General features: G+C 72.1%; 14 protein-coding genes and 1 pseudogene. 8 read left to right on the top strand and 7 right to left on the bottom strand.

The window, feature by feature from the left end; all coding sequences use genetic code 11:
• Nucleotides 1–341 precede the first annotated feature (341 nt).
• The 5 genes from ACFXGX_RS31140 to ACFXGX_RS31160 all read right to left on the bottom strand — a co-directional run bounded on the left by ACFXGX_RS31140 (nt 342) and on the right by ACFXGX_RS31160 (nt 6,367).
• Nucleotides 342–1,859 (bottom strand): MFS transporter, encoded by a 1,518-nt coding sequence (locus ACFXGX_RS31140; RefSeq protein ID WP_384797615.1) that lies wholly within the window; start codon nt 1,857–1,859, stop codon nt 342–344.
• Nucleotides 1,856–2,407: a TetR/AcrR family transcriptional regulator gene (locus tag ACFXGX_RS31145; protein WP_384797618.1), complete on the bottom strand. Its 552-nt coding sequence runs from the start codon at nt 2,405–2,407 to the stop codon at nt 1,856–1,858. Before ACFXGX_RS31145 ends, ACFXGX_RS31140 begins: the two co-directional genes overlap by 4 nt.
• A 78-nt stretch (nt 2,408–2,485) precedes the next feature.
• Entirely contained in the window at nt 2,486–3,457 is a 972-nt protein-coding gene (locus tag ACFXGX_RS31150; RefSeq protein ID WP_384797621.1) for an aldo/keto reductase, read from the bottom strand.
• 145 nt (nt 3,458–3,602) lie between these two features.
• Entirely contained in the window at nt 3,603–5,036 is a 1,434-nt protein-coding gene (gene argH, locus ACFXGX_RS31155) for an argininosuccinate lyase (RefSeq protein ID WP_384797624.1), read from the bottom strand.
• Nucleotides 5,037–5,173: 137 nt separating this feature from the next.
• Nucleotides 5,174–6,367, bottom strand: coding sequence for an argininosuccinate synthase (locus tag ACFXGX_RS31160; protein ID WP_384797627.1), 1,194 nt, complete (start codon nt 6,365–6,367; stop codon nt 5,174–5,176).
• A 247-nt stretch (nt 6,368–6,614) separates the two neighbouring features.
• Between ACFXGX_RS31160 and ACFXGX_RS31165 the strand changes: the two are divergent.
• The 3 genes and pseudogenes from ACFXGX_RS31165 to ACFXGX_RS31175 form a co-directional block, all read left to right on the top strand.
• Nucleotides 6,615–7,049: pseudogene (locus tag ACFXGX_RS31165) on the top strand (hypothetical protein); the annotation flags it as partial.
• 143 nt (nt 7,050–7,192) lie between these two features.
• Complete coding sequence (locus ACFXGX_RS31170) at nt 7,193–7,780, top strand: pyridoxamine 5'-phosphate oxidase family protein (protein ID WP_384797630.1); 588 nt, start codon at nt 7,193–7,195, stop codon at nt 7,778–7,780.
• 3 nt (nt 7,781–7,783) lie between these two features.
• Nucleotides 7,784–8,485: a L,D-transpeptidase gene (locus tag ACFXGX_RS31175; protein WP_384797633.1), complete on the top strand. Its 702-nt coding sequence runs from the start codon at nt 7,784–7,786 to the stop codon at nt 8,483–8,485.
• A gap of 48 nt (nt 8,486–8,533) precedes the next feature.
• On the opposite strand, the gene ACFXGX_RS31180 is transcribed toward ACFXGX_RS31175, so the two are convergent.
• Nucleotides 8,534–9,973 (bottom strand): sensor histidine kinase, encoded by a 1,440-nt coding sequence (locus tag ACFXGX_RS31180; protein WP_384797657.1) that lies wholly within the window; start codon nt 9,971–9,973, stop codon nt 8,534–8,536.
• Nucleotides 9,974–10,059: 86 nt separating this feature from the next.
• Nucleotides 10,060–10,932 carry a winged helix-turn-helix domain-containing protein gene (locus ACFXGX_RS31185; RefSeq protein ID WP_384797636.1) on the bottom strand — a complete coding sequence of 291 codons (873 nt, stop codon included), beginning with the start codon at nt 10,930–10,932 and terminating at the stop codon, nt 10,060–10,062.
• Nucleotides 10,933–11,165: 233 nt separating this feature from the next.
• Here ACFXGX_RS31185 and ACFXGX_RS31190 point away from each other — a divergent pair, with 233 nt between their 5' ends.
• The 5 genes from ACFXGX_RS31190 (at nt 11,166) to ACFXGX_RS31210 (ending at nt 16,105) form a co-directional block, all read left to right on the top strand.
• Entirely contained in the window at nt 11,166–12,527 is a 1,362-nt protein-coding gene (locus ACFXGX_RS31190; RefSeq protein ID WP_384797639.1) for a ferric reductase-like transmembrane domain-containing protein, read from the top strand.
• A gap of 7 nt (nt 12,528–12,534) precedes the next feature.
• Nucleotides 12,535–13,035, top strand: coding sequence for an FMN-binding protein (locus ACFXGX_RS31195; RefSeq protein ID WP_384797642.1), 501 nt, complete (start codon nt 12,535–12,537; stop codon nt 13,033–13,035).
• 125 nt (nt 13,036–13,160) lie between these two features.
• Nucleotides 13,161–14,498, top strand: a complete 1,338-nt coding sequence (locus ACFXGX_RS31200) for a ferric reductase-like transmembrane domain-containing protein (protein WP_384797660.1) — start codon at nt 13,161–13,163, stop codon at nt 14,496–14,498.
• Nucleotides 14,499–14,517: 19 nt separating this feature from the next.
• Nucleotides 14,518–15,321 (top strand): FMN-binding protein, encoded by an 804-nt coding sequence (locus ACFXGX_RS31205; RefSeq protein WP_384797645.1) that lies wholly within the window; start codon nt 14,518–14,520, stop codon nt 15,319–15,321.
• Nucleotides 15,314–16,105: an FAD:protein FMN transferase gene (locus tag ACFXGX_RS31210; RefSeq protein WP_384797648.1), complete on the top strand. Its 792-nt coding sequence runs from the start codon at nt 15,314–15,316 to the stop codon at nt 16,103–16,105. The genes ACFXGX_RS31205 and ACFXGX_RS31210 overlap by 8 nt, the downstream gene beginning before the upstream one ends.
• Nucleotides 16,106–16,162 lie beyond the last annotated feature (57 nt).

The raw sequence follows: 16,162 nt of genomic DNA on the forward strand, positions 1-16,162 counted from the left end.
CGGCTCCCGGGGTGGCGCCCCCGCTGACACAGACACAGACACCCCCCCCCGCCCCCCCGGCGAGCCCCACGCCCAACTCCCGACCGCCTGGGGGGCCCCCCGCGCGCGGCGGGCGGCCGGGCCCACCCCTTTGCGGTCGCGTCTCCGGTCGGCGCCGCCCCTTTTTGCTGCTGCGTCTCCGGTCGGCGCCCACCTCTTGCCTCGCTGCGTCTCCGGTCGAGCCCAGCCCTTTCGCTGCTGCGTCTCCCGGTCGGCGCCCACCTCTTGTCTGGCTGTGTTTCCGGTCGGGGCCCCCTCTGCGCCGCTCCGTCACCCGTCGCGGTCCCCGCTCCTGTGCGGGGCTACGCCTCCAGCCTCTGGCCGCGCAGCAGGAACCAGGCCGCCACCGCGGTGGCCAGCAGGACAACCGCGCCCGCGCCTGAGGCGAGGGCCAGACCGTCCACGAAGGACTCCCTGGCCGCGGTGAGCAGCGTCTCGGCGGTGTGCTCGGGCAGGCCTCCCGCGGCCTCCACCGCTCCGCCGAGCGATTCGTGCGCCGCGGCCGGCGTGCCCGCGGGGCCGGTGAATCCCGCGTAGACGCCGGTCACGACGGAGCCGAGCAGGGCGATGCCCAGAGCCGCGCCGAGTTCGTACGCCGTCTCGGAGACCGCGGACGCGGCGCCCGCCTGCTCCTTGGGCACGGCGGAGAGGATGACGTCGGCGGTGACGGTGAACGAGAAGCCCGCGCCGACGCCGACGACCAGCAGGGCCGTGCCGAGCAGCGGATAGCCGGTGGATCGGTCCAGCACGGTGAGCGCGCCGAGCGCGAGACCCACCCCCGCGAGTCCGCCGGACACGACGGTCCGCACGGAGAAGCGCCGCGCGACCCGTCCGGCGACCAGACCGGCCGCCACCGCGCCGACGGCCGCGGGTACTTCGGCGAGCCCCGCCTCGAACGGCCCCCGGCCCTGGACCAGTTGCAGGTACTGGGAGAGGAAGAACACGAGCCCGGACATGCCGAGCACGGTGAACAGGTCGGCGAGCACCGCGCCGGAGAATCCGCGGTTGCGGAACAGCCGGACGTCCAGCAGCGGTGCGGGAAGCGTCAGTTGGCGGCGTACGAACCAGAAGAGGGCGCCGGCTCCCAGCAGACCGGCGGCGAGCGCCTCGCCGGACGGCCCGTGCGCGGCGAGTTCCTTCACTCCGTACACCACCGCGATCACACCGACGAGCGAGAGCGTCACGCTGATCAGGTCCCAGGGGCCGGGGTTCGGGCTCTTCGACTCGGGGAGCAGTCTGCGCCCGACGAGGACGAGGACCACCATCACCGGAAGGTTGATGAGGAAGACCGAGCCCCACCAGAAGTGTTCGAGCAGAAAGCCGCCGACGACGGGGCCGACCGCCGTGCCCGCGGAGGCCGTCGCGCCCCAGATGCCGATGGCGAGGCTGCGCTCGCGCGGGTCGTGGAAGATGTTGCGGATCAGGGCGAGGGTGGCGGGCATCAGGGTCGCGCCCGCGACGCCGAGCAGCGCCCGCGCCAGGATCATCATCTCGGGTGTCGTGGCATAGGCGTTGAGCACGGATATCAGGCCGAACGCCGTGGAGCCCGCCAGCAGCAGCCTCTTGCGGCCGATGCGGTCGCCGAGGCTGCCCATGGAGACGAGCAGGCCCGCGATGACGAAGGAGTAGACGTCACCGATCCACAGAAGCTGGGTGCCCGAGGGTTCGAGGTCTTCACTGATGTACGGGGTCGCGAGACCGAGGACGGTCGCGTCCACGGTCACCAGCAGCACGGCGAGGACGAGGACGCAGAGCGCGAGCCACCGGCCCGGACGCTTCGGCGTCTCCGTCACCGTCGCCGGCCGCAGGGTGCTGGTCATGGTTCCTCTCTCCTGAGCGCGCCGCCGAGCAGCAGCTCGACGATCATGTGGTGGAAGTCCTTGGCGGCGACGCGGCCCTCGGTGACGGCCCAGGACGCCGAGGCCATCAGTCCGTAGAGGGCCTCGGTGAGCCAGGCCGGGCTGAGGTCGATGCGGAACTCGCCGCTCTCCTGGCCGCGCCGGAACAGCGCGGCCATCCGGGCGTCGAGCCGGGCCCAGCCCTCGTGCTGCCCGTCGCCCTCGAAGAGCTGGTTCTCCGTATAGAGGAAGGCGAGCAGTCCGGCCGCCTTCTCCAGTTCCCTCACCAGGCGGCGCACGGCCTCCTGTGCGGCGCCCTCGTCGAGGCGGGCCGCGTCCAGAGCTGCCTCGCACTCCTCGATGCCGAGCGCCTCCAGCGCGCGTACGAGCGCGTCACGGCCGGCGAACTGGCGGTGCAGCGTGGCCCGGCTGATCCCGGCGGCCTTCGCCACCTCGTCCATCGTCGCGGTGGATTTGCGGGTGAGCAGGGCGGCTGCGCTGCGCAGCACGTGATCACGGTCGACAGCCATGAGACAACTATACTGCATATGAGACAGCAATGTCTCATTCGGAGCGTACGCGTCTCACAGTCGCGTCGTCCGGGGCGCTCAGTGCCAGGGAAGCTGCCCGCGTCGCTCCCAGTACGCCCTCGGTTCCTCCACAAGGGCCGATAGCCGGGAGACCTGGTCGTCGTCGAGGTCGACGACCGCCGCGTGCAGGTTCGAGGCGAGCTGGTTGGCGGTGGCCGCGCCCGAGAGCACGACGCCGGCCCAGGGCTGCCGCAGGATCAGCGCGAGGGCGACCGCGTCACAGCCGAGGGAGGTCTCGGCGGCGACGGCGCGCAGCGCCTCCGGCGCGCGCGGCCCGGCGAGCCGGCCATTCGCCACGCCCTCCTTGACGATCACCGTGAGCCCGGCGTCGTGTGCCTCGGCGAGCGCCGGGGCGGCGGAGGTCTCCAGGACGTTGTACGTGGACTGGACGGTTCGGAAGAGCGGCTCGCCTTCGACCGTGACGGCGAGCGCGGCACGGATCGCCTCCGCCTGCGCGGGCCCGCTGGTGGAGAAGCCGATCGACAGGCCCCGGGCGGCCGCTTCGGCGAGGGCCGCGTGCAGTTCCTTGTCGGTGAGGGCCGGGCTGTCGGGGGTCACCGAGTGGATCTGGTAGAGGTCGAGCCGGTCGCCGAGCAGCTCCGCGGTCTCGGCGCGCTGCCGCTCGTACATGGCGAGGCCGTGGTCCTTGACCTCGTGCGCCTCGGCGTCGGTACGCCAGTCGGCCGTGTACGTGTAGCCCCATTTGCTGCCGACGACGACATCGTCCACGTCCGGGCGGCTGCTGAGCCAGCCGGCCAGGAACTCCTCCGAGCGGCCGTAGGAACGGGCCACGTCGAAGTAGCGCACGCCTTGGGCATAGGCGGCTTCGAGGAGTTCACGGGTGCGCTCGCGCAGTGCCTCGACACTGCGGTCGGCCGGAAGGTCCTCCTCGCGCCCGAGGTTGATGTAGCCCGGGCGGCCCACCGCTGCGAGTCCCAGGCCGAGGTGGGCGGTGGGAGTCGTGGCTGAGGCGAGACGTGCGAAGGGCATCGCGGCTCCGTTCGGTCGGCTCCTTTGCGGCTCCCGGCCAACGTAACCCGCGACACCCTCCGTCGTACGGCACCCGCCCCGGCACGCGAACCGTGTCCGCTCCTCGGGCGGCCGGGGGCGGGGGCGGATCAGGGGCGGGGGCGTCCTACTTCTTCCGCTTGGCCGCCGCCCACGTCTGCTGGCCGGCGACGTCCGTCTTGATCTCCGCGAGCTGGACGGCGACGGCGCTCGGTGCCGTACCGCCGCGGCCGTCGCGGGAGGCGAGGGCTCCGGGGACGTCGAGGACGGTCCGCACCTCCGGCGTCAGGTGCGCCGAGATCTTCGCGAACTGCTCGTCGGTCAGCTCGTCCAGCTCCTTGCCCTCCGCCTCGGCGACCTTGACGCACTCACCGGCGACCTCGTGCGCGACACGGAACGGCACGCCCTGCCTGACCAGCCACTCGGCGATGTCGGTGGCGAGCGAGAAACCGGCCGGGGCCAGCTCTTCCATACGCTCGCGGTGGACGGTCAGCGTGGCCATCATGCCGGTGAACGCGGGGAGCAGGACCTCCAGTTGGTCGCAGGAGTCGAAGACCGGCTCCTTGTCCTCCTGGAGGTCGCGGTTGTACGCGAGGGGCAGCGCCTTGAGCGTGGCCATCAGCCCGGTCAGGTTGCCGATCAGACGGCCCGACTTGCCGCGCGCCAGCTCGGCGATGTCCGGGTTCTTCTTCTGCGGCATGATCGACGAGCCCGTGGAGAACGCGTCGTGGAGGGTGACGAAGGAGAACTCCTTCGTGTTCCAGATGATGATCTCCTCGGCGATCCGGGAGAGGTTCACGCCGATCATCGCGGTGATGAAGGCGAACTCCGCCGCGAAGTCGCGGGAGGCCGTGCCGTCGATGGAGTTGGCGGAGCTGCCGTGCTCGAAGCCGAGGTCCTTCGCCACCGCCTCCGGGTCCAGGCCGAGGGAGGAGCCGGCCAGGGCGCCGGAACCGTACGGCGAGACCGCCGTCCGCTCGTCCCACTGGCGCAGCCGTTCCGCGTCCCGGGACAGGGACTGGACGTGGGCCAGGACGTGATGCGCGAACAGCACGGGCTGGGCGTGCTGGAGATGGGTGCGCCCCGGCATCGCCACGTCCGGGTGGGCCTCCGCCAGACCGATCAGCGCCTCCTGGAGGTCGGCGATCAGACCGCCGATGATCCGGGCGTGGTCGCGCAGGTACATCCGGAAGAGCGTGGCCACCTGGTCGTTGCGGGAGCGGCCGGCGCGGAGCTTGCCGCCGAGGTCGGGGCCGAGCCGCTCGAGAAGGCCGCGCTCCAGGGCGGTGTGAACGTCCTCGTCGGCGACCGTGCCCACGAAGGAGCCGTCGGCGACGTCCGACTCCAGCAGGTCGAGGCCCCCGATCATGCGTGTGAGCTCGTCCTCGGTGAGCAGGCCCGCGTTGTGCAGCACGCGCGCGTGGGCACGCGAGCCGGCGATGTCGTACGGCGCGAGGCGCCAGTCGAAGTGGACCGACGCGGACAGCTTGGCCAGGGCCTCGGCGGGACCGTCGGCGAACCGTCCGCCCCAGAGCCGGACGTCACCGCTGTTGCTGCTCACTTGCGTTACTCCTCGAAAGGTGTGGATGTGCCACCGCCTCCCCACGCGTACGTGCGTGAGGAGGCGGCTGCCAGGCTAGTGCTCGGGGGGCTCCGAGGCGGCGGACACGACGCGGTCCGCGCCAAGTGCCGTACCGCTCAGGCCAGATCCCGCTTGGCGGCGATCTTCGACGACAGGCTGTAGATGTCGATGAAGCCCTTGGCCGCGGCCTGGTCGAAGGTGTCGCCCGTGTCGTACGTGGCCAGGTCGAAGTCGTAGAGCGAGGTGTCGGAGCGCCGGCCGGTGACGACCGCGCGGCCGCCGTGCAAGGTCATCCGGATGTCGCCGTTGACGTGCTGGTTGGCCTCGTCGATGAAGCCGTCCAGGGCACGCTTGAGCGGGGAGAACCACTGGCCGTCGTAGACCAGTTCGCCCCAGCGCTGCTCGACCTGCCGCTTGTAGCGGGCGAGTTCACGCTCGACCGTGACGTTCTCCAGCTCCTGGTGCGCGGTGATCAGCGCGATGGCGCCCGGAGCCTCGTACACCTCACGGGACTTGATGCCCACGAGCCGGTCCTCGACCATGTCGATCCGGCCGATGCCCTGGGCGCCCGCCCGCTCGTTGAGCTGCTGGATGGCCTGGAGGACGCTGACGGGCCTGCCGTCGACGGCGACCGGGACACCCTGCTTGAAGGTGATGATCACCTCGTCGGCCTCGCGGTGCTCGGCCGGGTTCGAGGTGTACTCGTAGATGTCCTCGATCGGGGCGTTCCAGATGTCCTCCAGGAAGCCCGTCTCGACCGCGCGCCCGAAGACGTTCTGGTCGATGGAGTACGGGGACTTCTTGGTGGTGGCGATCGGGAGCTGCTTCTCCTCGCAGAAGGCGATCGCCTTGTCCCGGGTCATCGCGTAGTCGCGGACCGGGGCGATGCACTTGAGATCGGGGGCGAGGGCGACGATGCCGGCCTCGAACCGCACCTGGTCGTTGCCCTTGCCGGTGCAGCCGTGGGCGACCGTGGTGGCTCCGTGCTTCTGGGCGGCGGCGACGAGGTGCTTGACGATCGTCGGCCGGGAGAGGGCGGAGACCAGCGGGTAGCGGTCCATGTAAAGGGCGTTGGCCTTGATCGCCGGAAGGCAGTACTCGTCGGCGAACTCGTCCTTGGCGTCGGCGACCTCGGCCTCGACGGCACCGCAGGCGAGGGCTCGCTTGCGGATGACGTCCAGGTCCTCGCCGCCCTGGCCGACGTCGACCGCAACGGCGATGACCTCGGCGCCCGTCTCCTCGGCGATCCAGCCGATGGCGACGGAGGTGTCCAGACCGCCCGAGTAGGCGAGTACGACGCGCTCGGTCACGGGATTCTCCTCACAGTGCATTCGCTGACATGCATGAGTATGCAGCACTCTGCATGGTTCGTCAATCGCGGCTCGCCCCAGCACGCCCGGCCGAGGATTCTTCACCGAGGGTTGAACACACGTAATCGTTTCCGCGTATCTCCGGCTGAACGCAGGCGCCGCGTTCACGCACGGCAGGCACACGAACGATGACCGACCGGACGAACACCGGGCGGTCGTCCACCCCCGACCCGAGTGAGGATTCCGCATGTCCAGGGCTCTTCCGAAGTACAACAAGCGGCGCGTCGTGATGATCGGCGGAGCCTCCGCCGTGGTGCTGTCCGCGGCGGTGATCGCCGGCAGCGCCCTGGCGGGCGAGACGCACGGCAACGCGCAGAACGCCACGACGAAGGCCGCCGCGAACACGGTGAACTGCCCGGCCGTCGCGCCGAGCCTGCCCGCGATCCCGGCGTCCGCGAAGGCCGAGGTCGACCGCAACCTCGCCCTGCTGAACACCCAGATCGCCGAGGCCAACAAGCGGCTGGTCGACACCGTCGGACAGGGCGGCCCGAACTTCGTCCAGAACGCGATCCTCGGCCCCCTCAAGGACAAGCGCGTCGCCACCGTCAACCGGATCGCGATAGCCATCGGCCGCACCGCCGCCAAGCCGCAGGGCCTGGACTCGCTCGCCGCCTGCACGCTCACCAAGTGACCTGACCCATGATGCGACCACCCCGCCGGCAAGGGCCGGGGCGGTCCGCGGGTTCCGGCGGTGCCCCTGAACGACGCCGCCGGAACCCGCAATCCCTTAGACAGGCGAACGGCTTTCCCCGATAATCGTTAGACATGGGAAAGACTTATGAGCGCATCGACGGCCGCCTCCGCTCGTTCATCGAGGCCCAGCCCCTCTTCTTCACCGCGACCGCGCCCCTGTCCGGGGACGGCACGGTCAACCTCTCCCCCAAAGGGCTCACCGGCTCGTTCGCCGTTCTCGACGAACTGACCGTGGCGTATCTGGACTTCGCCGGGAGCACCGCGGAGACGATCGCGCATCTGCGCGAGAACGGCCGGATCACCCTGATGTGGTGCGCCTTCCAGGGCCCGCCCAACATCGTCCGGGTGCACGGCCGCGGCGAACCGGTCTTCCGCGACGACCCGCGCTTCGCGGAACTCCTCACCCACTTCGGCGACATCGACCCGACCCAGCACGGGCTGCGCGCGATCATCGTCGTGACCGCCGAGCTCGTCCGCGACTCCTGCGGCTACGCGGTGCCCTTCATGGCCTACGAGGAGGACCGCGACCTGCACGGCAAGCGCTTCGCGCGCGAGGACGACGCCTCGCTGAGCGCGTACTTCACCAAGAAGGAGCACATCGCGACGAGCCTGGACGGACTTCCCGGGCTGCCGCTGCCGTTGCCCCCCAGTACGGTCTGAGCCATGCGCCTCGGAGCCGCCGCCGCCCTCGCGTCCGTGTCCCTGCTCGCTCCGGCCCCGAGCGGGCCGCCGCCCGTCACCGTGCTGCCCGCACGGCTCGCCGACACCGGCGGCGGCGGTCAGCTCCTCACCGCCGAGGCACCCCGAGCGAACGCGACCTCGGGAACCCTCACCTGGTGGGACCTGCGGGGCGGGCGCTGGGTGCGGGCCGGCTCCGCGCCCGCGCGGTTCGGGGCGCGCGGACTCGTCGAGGGCGGAGCCAGGCGCCAGGGCACGAACACGACACCCACGGGGCTGTACCAGCTGCCGTACGCGTTCGGGACCCGGGCGGCGCCGGACGGCACCTCTCTGCCGTACCGCCGGGTGAACCGGGACTCCTGGTGGTGCCAGGACAACGCCTCCCGGTCGTACAACCGGTGGACCGAGCCGCGCCCCGCGGACTGCCGGGCCGAGGAGTCCGAGCATCTGGTCGCCTACGACAAGCAGTACGCGTACGCCGTGGTCATCGGGTTCAACTACGACCGGCCCGTACGGGGGCGGGGCGCGGGGATCTTCCTGCATGTCGACGGGAGCGGGCCGACCGCCGGCTGCGTGTCCGTGCCGGCGGACGCGATGCGGCGGATCCTCGCGTGGGCCGACCCCGCGCGCAGACCGCACATCGCCATCGGCACGTCGGGCGGGGCCACGGCGGTGACGCGGTACTGACCGTGCCGAGGGAGCGGCGGGCCGACCGGAGTTCCGGCCGGCCCGCGTTCAGGACGCCGGGAGTGCGACCGTGAACGTGGTCGACCCCGGACCGCTCTCCAGGGTGACCGTGCCGTCGTGGGCCTCGACCACGGCGGCGACGATCGACAGGCCGAGGCCGGCTCCGCTGCCGGAGACGTCGGCGCGGCGGCGGTCCGCCCGGGTGAAGCGCTCGAAGACGCCCGGCCGCACGTCCTCGGGAACCCCGGGGCCGTCGTCGTGGACCTTCAGCACGGCCTCCTTTCCGGCACGCTCCAGGGACACCGTCACCCGGGTGCCCGCCGGCGTGTGGACCCGCGCGTTGGCCAGCAGGTTGGCCGAGACCTGCTGGAGCCGGTGGGCGTCGCCCGTCACGCTCACCGGTTCCTCCGGCAGTTCCAGGACCCAGCGGTGACCGGGGCCCGCCGCGCGGGCGTCGGTGACCGCGTCGAGGACGAGACGGGTGAGGTCGACGGGAAGGCGTTCCAGGGGGCGGCCGGCGTCGAGGCGGGCCAGCAGCAGCAGGTCGTCGACCATCTCGCCCATGCGCGCCGACTCGGCGGCGATCCGTTCGAGGGCGCGCGTCACCTTCGGGGGCACCGGGCCGGGATGCAGCAGCGCGAGCTCGGCGTGGCCGCGGACCGAGGCGACCGGGGTGCGCAGCTCGTGGCTGGCGTCGGCGGCGAAGGTGCGCAGCCGTTCCTCGCTCGCGTGCCGCTTGGTGAGCGCGTCCTCGACATGGCCGAGCATGCGGTTGAAGGCGCCGGCGACACGGCCCACCTCGCTGCGCGGGTCCGACTCGGGCGCCCGGGGAGGCAGGGCCACCTCACCGCTGGCGAGCGGCAGTTCGCTGACCCGGGTGGCGGTCGCGGCGACCCGGTTCAGCGGTCGCAGCGACCAGCGCACCCACAGCGCCCCGGCGACTCCGGCGACCACGAGGGCCACGCCGAAGACCAGGGAGGCGACGAGTTCCAGCCGGTGGACGGCCGCGTCGACGGGCTCCGTGGGCAGTCCGGTGATCAGCACGTCACCGTCCTTGCCGGCCGTCGCGAGGACGCGGTAGCCGCCCAGGTCCGAGAGACACACGGTGTGGGCCCGTCCGTCGACCGGCACCGCGGCGAGGACCGCCTCGTCGTGGGCGGTCGGATCCACGTTGCGGACGGCCGTGCCGGCGCCCGGCGGCACGACGGCGGCGTTGGTGACGTCGTCGCCTACCAGGCGGGCTCCGAACGTACCGGTGGCCTGACGCCGGGTGTCGCCGTGTTCGTCGCCGTCGTGGTCGGACGGTTTGCCCGAGGGGTTCGCCGAACCGTGCTCCAGGCTCGCCGGGAACCGCGGCCCGGCTTCCTGGAGCTGCTGGTCGAGGCGACCGGTCAGGAAGCCGTCCAGTTCGTAGACCGCGGCCACGCCGACGGCCGCGCAGCTCAGAGCCAGGAGCACCACGAGGCCCGCGGTGAGGCGGGCGCGCATCGTGCGGGGCCGCGGCAGCGCCCGCACGGCCGCCGCGGGCCGGGCCCACCGACGCCCGGCCCCGGCCCGGTCCCGCGTCTCCGGACTCACCGGGCCGCCGCGGGCTTGATGACGTACCCGGCGCCCCGGACCGTGTGGATCATCGGATCCCGGCCCGCGTCGACCTTCTTGCGCAGGTAGGAGATGTACAGCTCGACGACATGCGCCTGGCCCCCGAAGTCGTACGACCAGACGCGGTCGAGGATCTGTGCCTTGCTGAGCACACGGCGCGGGTTGCGCATGAGGAAGCGCAGCAGCTCGAACTCGGTCGGCGACAGCTCGATCAGGTCGCCTCCCCGGGTCACCTCCCGGGCCTCCTCGTCCATCGACAGGTCCCCGACGACGAGCCGCGGGCCCTCGTCGACGCGGCGGGCCATCCCGGAGCGGCGGAGCAGTCCGCGCAGCCGGGCGACGACCTCTTCCAGGCTGAACGGCTTCGTGACGTAGTCGTCGCCGCCCGCCGTGATGCCGGCGATGCGGTCCTCCACCGCGTCCCGGGCGGTGAGGAAGAGGACGCAGACGCCCGGCAGCACGGTGTGCAGGTCGCGCAGCACGGCGAAGCCGTCGGTGTCCGGGAGCATCACGTCGAGGACGACGGCGTCGGGCAGCAGCTCCCGCGCCCCGGCGGCGGCCGAGGCGCCGTCGCAGGCCGTACGGACCTCCCAGCCCTCGTAGCGCAGCGCGCCGGACAGGACCTCGGCCAGGTCCGGATCGTCGTCGACGACGAGGACGCGTACGGGGGTGCCGTCGGGCCGGGTGAGCGAGGGCGCCCTGCGGGAAGTGCCGGTGCCGGGATCCCGGGGAGCGCCTGGGTCCGGGCGGGTGCCTGGGTCCCGGGAGGCGCGTGGGTCTGGGCGAGTGCCTGGATCCCGGGAGGCGCGTGGGTCTGGGGTGGGAGCGTTCATGTCGTCCTCCAGCATCGCTCCTCCCGGCGGTCCCCTCCGCTCCGTGCGGCCTCTGAGTTTCCTGTGAGTTCCCTCCGGGTCGCCTCCGGGCGAGGACCGCGCCGAGTCGCCGCCGCGCGAGAACCCGCTCTGAGTTTCCTGTGAGTCCGCTCCGCAGACGCCGGTTCAGAGACTCCTCAGAGGTTCACGACGCACAGTTTCCTCCCGGACCGCAGGAAAGAAGGACGGCCGGAAGGAAGGACGGACAGATGACCACGGTGCACGAGCGGGCGGCGGACCCGCGCACGACACGAGGACGCGGGCGGCCCCGGCCCTCGCCCGCCGGGCCGCTGCTCGCCCTGTTGTGGGCGGGAGCGGCCGGTGTCCTCGCCCTGTGGTGGGCCGACACACGGTCGGTGGTGGGCGTGGCCGGCTGGCTGACGGACGCCGGGCGGATGGCCGGCCTGCTGTGCGGCTACGCCTGTGCCGTCCTGGTGGCGCTGATGGCCCGGGTCCCGCTGCTGGAGCGGCGCGTGGGCTCCGACCGGGTGGCCCGCTGGCACGCCATGGCCGGCCGGTACACGATCTGCCTGCTCGTCGCGCACGTGGCACTGATCCTCTTCGGCTACGCGGCCCAGGACGGGTCCGGCATCGTGGACGAGACACTGAGCGTGGTCCTCGACTACCCGGACATGCTCAAGGCGACGATCGGCACGGTCATCCTGTTCGCCGTCGGCATCACCTCGGCGCGCGCGGCCCGCCGCCGGATCAGCCACGAGTTCTGGTACGCCGTGCACCTGCTGACGTACGTGGCGGTCTTCCTGGCCTTCTTCCACCAGCTCGCGCTCGGCTCCGACTTCGTCGGCGACACGGCTGCCCGGTTCGCCTGGTACACCCTCTACCTCGGTACGGCCGCGCTCGTCGTGTGGTTCCGGCTGCTCACCCCGGTGCGGCTCAACCTGCGCCACCGGCTGCGCGTGGAGTCCGTGCACCGGGAGTCGCCCGGGGTCTTCTCCATCGTGATCGGCGGGGAGCGCCTGGACGAACTGGACGCGCGGGCGGGCCAGTTCTTCCGCTGGCGGTTCCTCGCGGACGGACTGCGGTGGACCTCGACGCCGTACTCGCTGTCGGCGCCGCCCCGGCCGGACCGGATGCGGATCACGGTGAAGGCCCTCGGTGACCACAGTGCCGCCGTGGGCATGCTGCGTCCCGGGACCCGGGTGTGGGCGGAGGGCCCCTACGGCTCGCTGACCGCCGAGCGGAGCACGTCGTCGAAGGCACTGCTGATCGCGGGCGGGGTCGGCATCACACCGCTGCGGGCCCTGTTCGAGACGCTGCCCGGCCGGGTCACGCTGCTCTACCGGGCCCGCACCGCCGAGGACTTGGCGCTGGGCGGCGAACTGGAGGACATCGCGCGATGGCGCGGGGCCCGGGTCCTGTACGCGCTCAACGCCGCCGACGGCACCCGCCCGCGGCTCACGGCCGAGTCCCTGTGCGGGGCCGTTCCGGACATCGCCGAGCACGACGTCTATCTCTGCGGGCCCCCCGCGATGGCCCGGGACCTGTACGGGGAACTGCGCGCAGCGGGTGTCCCCGACCGCCGTATCCACCACGAGTCGTTCGAACTGTGAGGCCGCCGTGCACGCCCTGAGGAAGAACCGTCCGCTGCGCCGGGTGACGCTGGCGGCCGCCGCCACGGTCACCGGTTTCGTCCTGCTGCTGTCGCTGAAGCCGCACACGGCACCGACAGCGGCCGACGCCTCGTCGTCCGTGGGCCATTCCTCCACCTCGTCCCCGGGAGGCTCGTCCGGTGACTCCTCCGGAAGCTCCTCGGGGACGTCCGGCGGGTCGAAGGCCGCCGGGACCAGGACCGTCACCGGCGATGCGGTGCAGACCCGTTGGGGTCCGGTCCAGGTACGCGTCACCGTGCAGGACGGCAAGATCACCGAGTCCACCGCGATCGTCTATCCTTCCGGCAATCCCAAGGACCAGGAGATCAACGGTTACGCGATTCCCACGCTCAGGCGCGAGACACTGGCCGCGCAGAGCGCCCGGATCGACTCGGTGTCCGGAGCCACGTACACGAGTGACGGATACAAGCAGTCACTGCAGTCCGCGCTCGACTCGGCCGGCCTCTGAACGCACGGGCGTCGTGGACCGTATCTCTGGGCCAGGGGGCCACTCCCCTCACCCCGTCTCTCCAGGACGAACACGGAGGAACCGTGTCCACGATCGCCGGTGGTCGCGCCGCGCGGCGCCAGACCATGCGCCGAATCCGCCCTCGCCGCTCGCCCGCCGTCCCGCTGCTGATCGCCGTCTGGGCCGGCGCCGCCGCGGTCCTGTGGCTGTGGTGGAACAACACCCCGTCCATCGCGGACAACGACAGCAGGATCCTCAACGCCGGCCGTATCACCGGGCTGCTCGCCGGATACCTGATGGCCCTCGTGGTGCTCCAGATGGCCCGTGTCCCCGCCCTTGAACGCCGGGTGGGCTCCGACCGGGTGGCGCGCTGGCACGCGATGACCGGCCGCTACACCATCTGCATGGTCCTCGCCCATCTCTTCCTGACGATGTGGGGCTACGCCCTGCAGTCCGGCAAGGGGCTCGGCGGGATCGTGCAGCAGACCGTCGACTCGGTCAACCAGCTTCCCGACATGGGCAAGGCCGCGATCGGCACGGGTCTGCTCGTGCTCATCGGGTTCATCTCCATGGGCTGGCTCCGCCGGCTGATCCCGTACGACACCTGGTACCACGTCCACCTGCTGACGTACGCCGCGGTGTTCCTGACGTTCTGGCACCAGCTCTCCACCGGCAACGACTTCGCGGTCGAGCCCCTCGCCAAGACCGTCTGGTACGGGCTCTACGGATCGGTGACCGCCCTGGTCCTGTGGTACCGAATCCTTTCTCCGATCCGGCTGAACCTGAAGCACCAGATGCGGGTCCAGGCGGTCATCGAGGAGACGCCCGGCATCGTGTCGGTGCTGATCAGCGGACGCAAGCTGCACCGGATGGGCGCGGAGGCGGGGCAGTTCTTCCGCTGGCGCTTCCTGGCCCCCGGGATGCGTTTCAGCTCCCACCCGTACTCGCTCTCGGCGTCGCCCCGCCCCACCATGCTGCGCATCACCGTGAAGGCGATCGGCGACCACAGTGCCGGCCTGCGTGATCTGGAACCGGGCACCCGGGTCTGGGCCGAGGGCCCGTACGGCGCGCTGACCGCCGCGAAGCGCAGCCGCGGCAAGGTGCTCCTGGTGGCGGGCGGCGTCGGCATCACCCCGATGCGGACGCTGTTCGAGACCCTTCCCGGCGCGTCCGGCGACCTCACGCTGCTCTACCGGGCCAACACCACGCAGGATCTGGCCCTGTGGGACGAACTGGCCGCCATCTCCAAGGAGCGCGGGGCGCGGCTGATGTACGCGGTGAACAGCCCCGAGGGCGAACGCCCGGACATCTCGGCGGACTCCCTGCGCCGCAAGCTGCCCGACATAGACGACCACGACGTCTTCATGTGCGGGCCGCCCGGCTTCGCCCAGGAGGTGTACGCGGCACTGCGCGGCGCGGGGGTCCCCGCCCGCCGCATCCATCACGAGTCGTTCGAGATGTGAGCGACGGGAGTCAGGAACGATGAAGAAGAATCACCCCATCCGCCGCTTCATGCTGGCCAGCGCCGCCACCGTGTCCGGGATCGTGCTGCTGCTGGCGCTCAAGCCGGCGTCCGACCCGGCCGCCGCGTCGGCGCAGGCCGGTGCCGCGCCCCAGCAGACGGGGGCCGCCCAGGGGGCGGCACAGGGCGGCGCCGCCGAGCAGGCGGGTGCCGGCACCGTCCTCGGTGACGTGGTGCGGACCGAGTACGGTCCGGTCCAGGTGCGGCTCACCATGAGCGGCGGCAGGATCACCAAGGCGGACGCGGTCCAGGCGCCCTCGGGCGGGACCAGCTCGCAGAAGACCGAACTCGCGGTGCCCAAGCTCAACCAGGAGGCCGTCGCGGCGGGCAGCGCCGACATCGACGCCGTCTCCGGCGCGACCTATACCAGCGAGGGCTACAAGAAGTCCCTCCAGTCGGCCCTGGACAAGGCGAAGACCGCCGGCGGCGCGTCGGGGTCCTCCGGGTCCTCGGGCTCGGCCGGGGCGTCGCCCGCGGCACCGGCCGCGCAGGCCCGCGTGGTCACCGGGGCCGCGACGAACACCCAGTACGGACCGGTCCAGGTCCGGCTCACGCTCGACGGCAAGAAGATCACCAAGGCCGAGGCGGTTCAGGCACCCTCGGGCGGGACCAGCTCGCAGAAGACCGAACTCGCGGTGCCCAAGCTCAACCAGGAGGCCGTCGCGGCGGGCAGCGCCCAGATCGACACCGTCTCCGGCGCGACCTACACCAGCGAGGGCTACAAGAAGTCCCTCCAGTCGGCCCTGGACAAGGCCGGTGTCTGAGCCCGCGCAGGACGCGCCCCAGGAACTGCGGCACGCCGAGGAGGTGATGGGCACGGTCTTCTCCTTCGACGTGCGCGGCGGCGAACCCGGGGCCGTGCGGACGGCGTTGGAGGAGGCGGTCGCCCAACTGCACCACGTCGACGCGGTGTTCAGCACCTACCGCGAGGACAGCCAGATCTCGCGGCTGGCACGCGGAGAGATCACCGTCGAGGAGTGCGACCCGCAGGTCGCCGAGGTCCTGGAGCTGGGCGCCGAGGCGGAACGGGCCAGTGACGGCTGGTTCAGCACGCGTTACGAGGGACGGCTCGACCCCACGGGGATCGTCAAGGGCTGGGCGGCCGAGGCCGCGGCCCTGCGTCTCGCCACGGCGGGGGCGAGCGGAGTGAGCGTCAACGGCGGCGGCGACGTCCAGCTCCGCGGCGTCCCCGCGCCGCACCGCCCCTGGCGGGTGGGCGTGTCCGACCCGCTCCGCCCGGGCGCCCTCGCCGCGGTGGTCTCCGCGGCCGGCGTCGACGAGCTGGCCGTCGCCACCTCGGGCACCGCCGAACGCGGCGCCCACATCGTCGATCCGCGCACCGGGAAGCCGGCGGTCACCGACCTGGTGGCCGTGACCGTGGTGGCCCCCCGACTGACCTGGGCGGACGCCTGGGCGACCGCCGCCTTCGCGATGGGCTCGCGGGCGGGCCTCGACTGGCTGGAGGCGCTCCCGGACGTGGAGGCGCTGCTCATCACGGCGGGCAACGAGGTCCGCTGCACGGGAGGCCTCGCCCGGCGCCTGGGGTGAGCGACGCCGGCCTCACCCCGGGGGCGTACGACGGTGGAGGCGCACCCCGCTGCGGGG

Source organism: Streptomyces sp. NPDC059371, from assembly GCF_042751995.1.
In the GTDB taxonomy this organism is placed as follows: domain Bacteria; phylum Actinomycetota; class Actinomycetes; order Streptomycetales; family Streptomycetaceae; genus Streptomyces.

What these genes read in the sequence shown, in the direction of transcription:
- ACFXGX_RS31185 (WP_384797636.1), bottom strand. Translation starts at nt 10,932, where the DNA reads ATGCTGGAGGACGACATGAACGCTCCCACCCCAGACCCACGCGCCTCC.
- ACFXGX_RS31180 (WP_384797657.1), bottom strand. Translation starts at nt 9,973, where the DNA reads ATGCGCGCCCGCCTCACCGCGGGCCTCGTGGTGCTCCTGGCTCTGAGC.
- ACFXGX_RS31175 (WP_384797633.1), top strand. Translation starts at nt 7,784, where the DNA reads ATGCGCCTCGGAGCCGCCGCCGCCCTCGCGTCCGTGTCCCTGCTCGCT.
- ACFXGX_RS31145 (WP_384797618.1), bottom strand. Translation starts at nt 2,407, where the DNA reads ATGGCTGTCGACCGTGATCACGTGCTGCGCAGCGCAGCCGCCCTGCTC.
- ACFXGX_RS31200 (WP_384797660.1), top strand. Translation starts at nt 13,161, where the DNA reads ATGCGCCGAATCCGCCCTCGCCGCTCGCCCGCCGTCCCGCTGCTGATC.
- ACFXGX_RS31170 (WP_384797630.1), top strand. Translation starts at nt 7,193, where the DNA reads ATGGGAAAGACTTATGAGCGCATCGACGGCCGCCTCCGCTCGTTCATC.
- ACFXGX_RS31205 (WP_384797645.1), top strand. Translation starts at nt 14,518, where the DNA reads ATGAAGAAGAATCACCCCATCCGCCGCTTCATGCTGGCCAGCGCCGCC.
- ACFXGX_RS31190 (WP_384797639.1), top strand. Translation starts at nt 11,166, where the DNA reads ATGACCACGGTGCACGAGCGGGCGGCGGACCCGCGCACGACACGAGGA.
- ACFXGX_RS31150 (WP_384797621.1), bottom strand. Translation starts at nt 3,457, where the DNA reads ATGCCCTTCGCACGTCTCGCCTCAGCCACGACTCCCACCGCCCACCTC.
- ACFXGX_RS31140 (WP_384797615.1), bottom strand. Translation starts at nt 1,859, where the DNA reads ATGACCAGCACCCTGCGGCCGGCGACGGTGACGGAGACGCCGAAGCGT.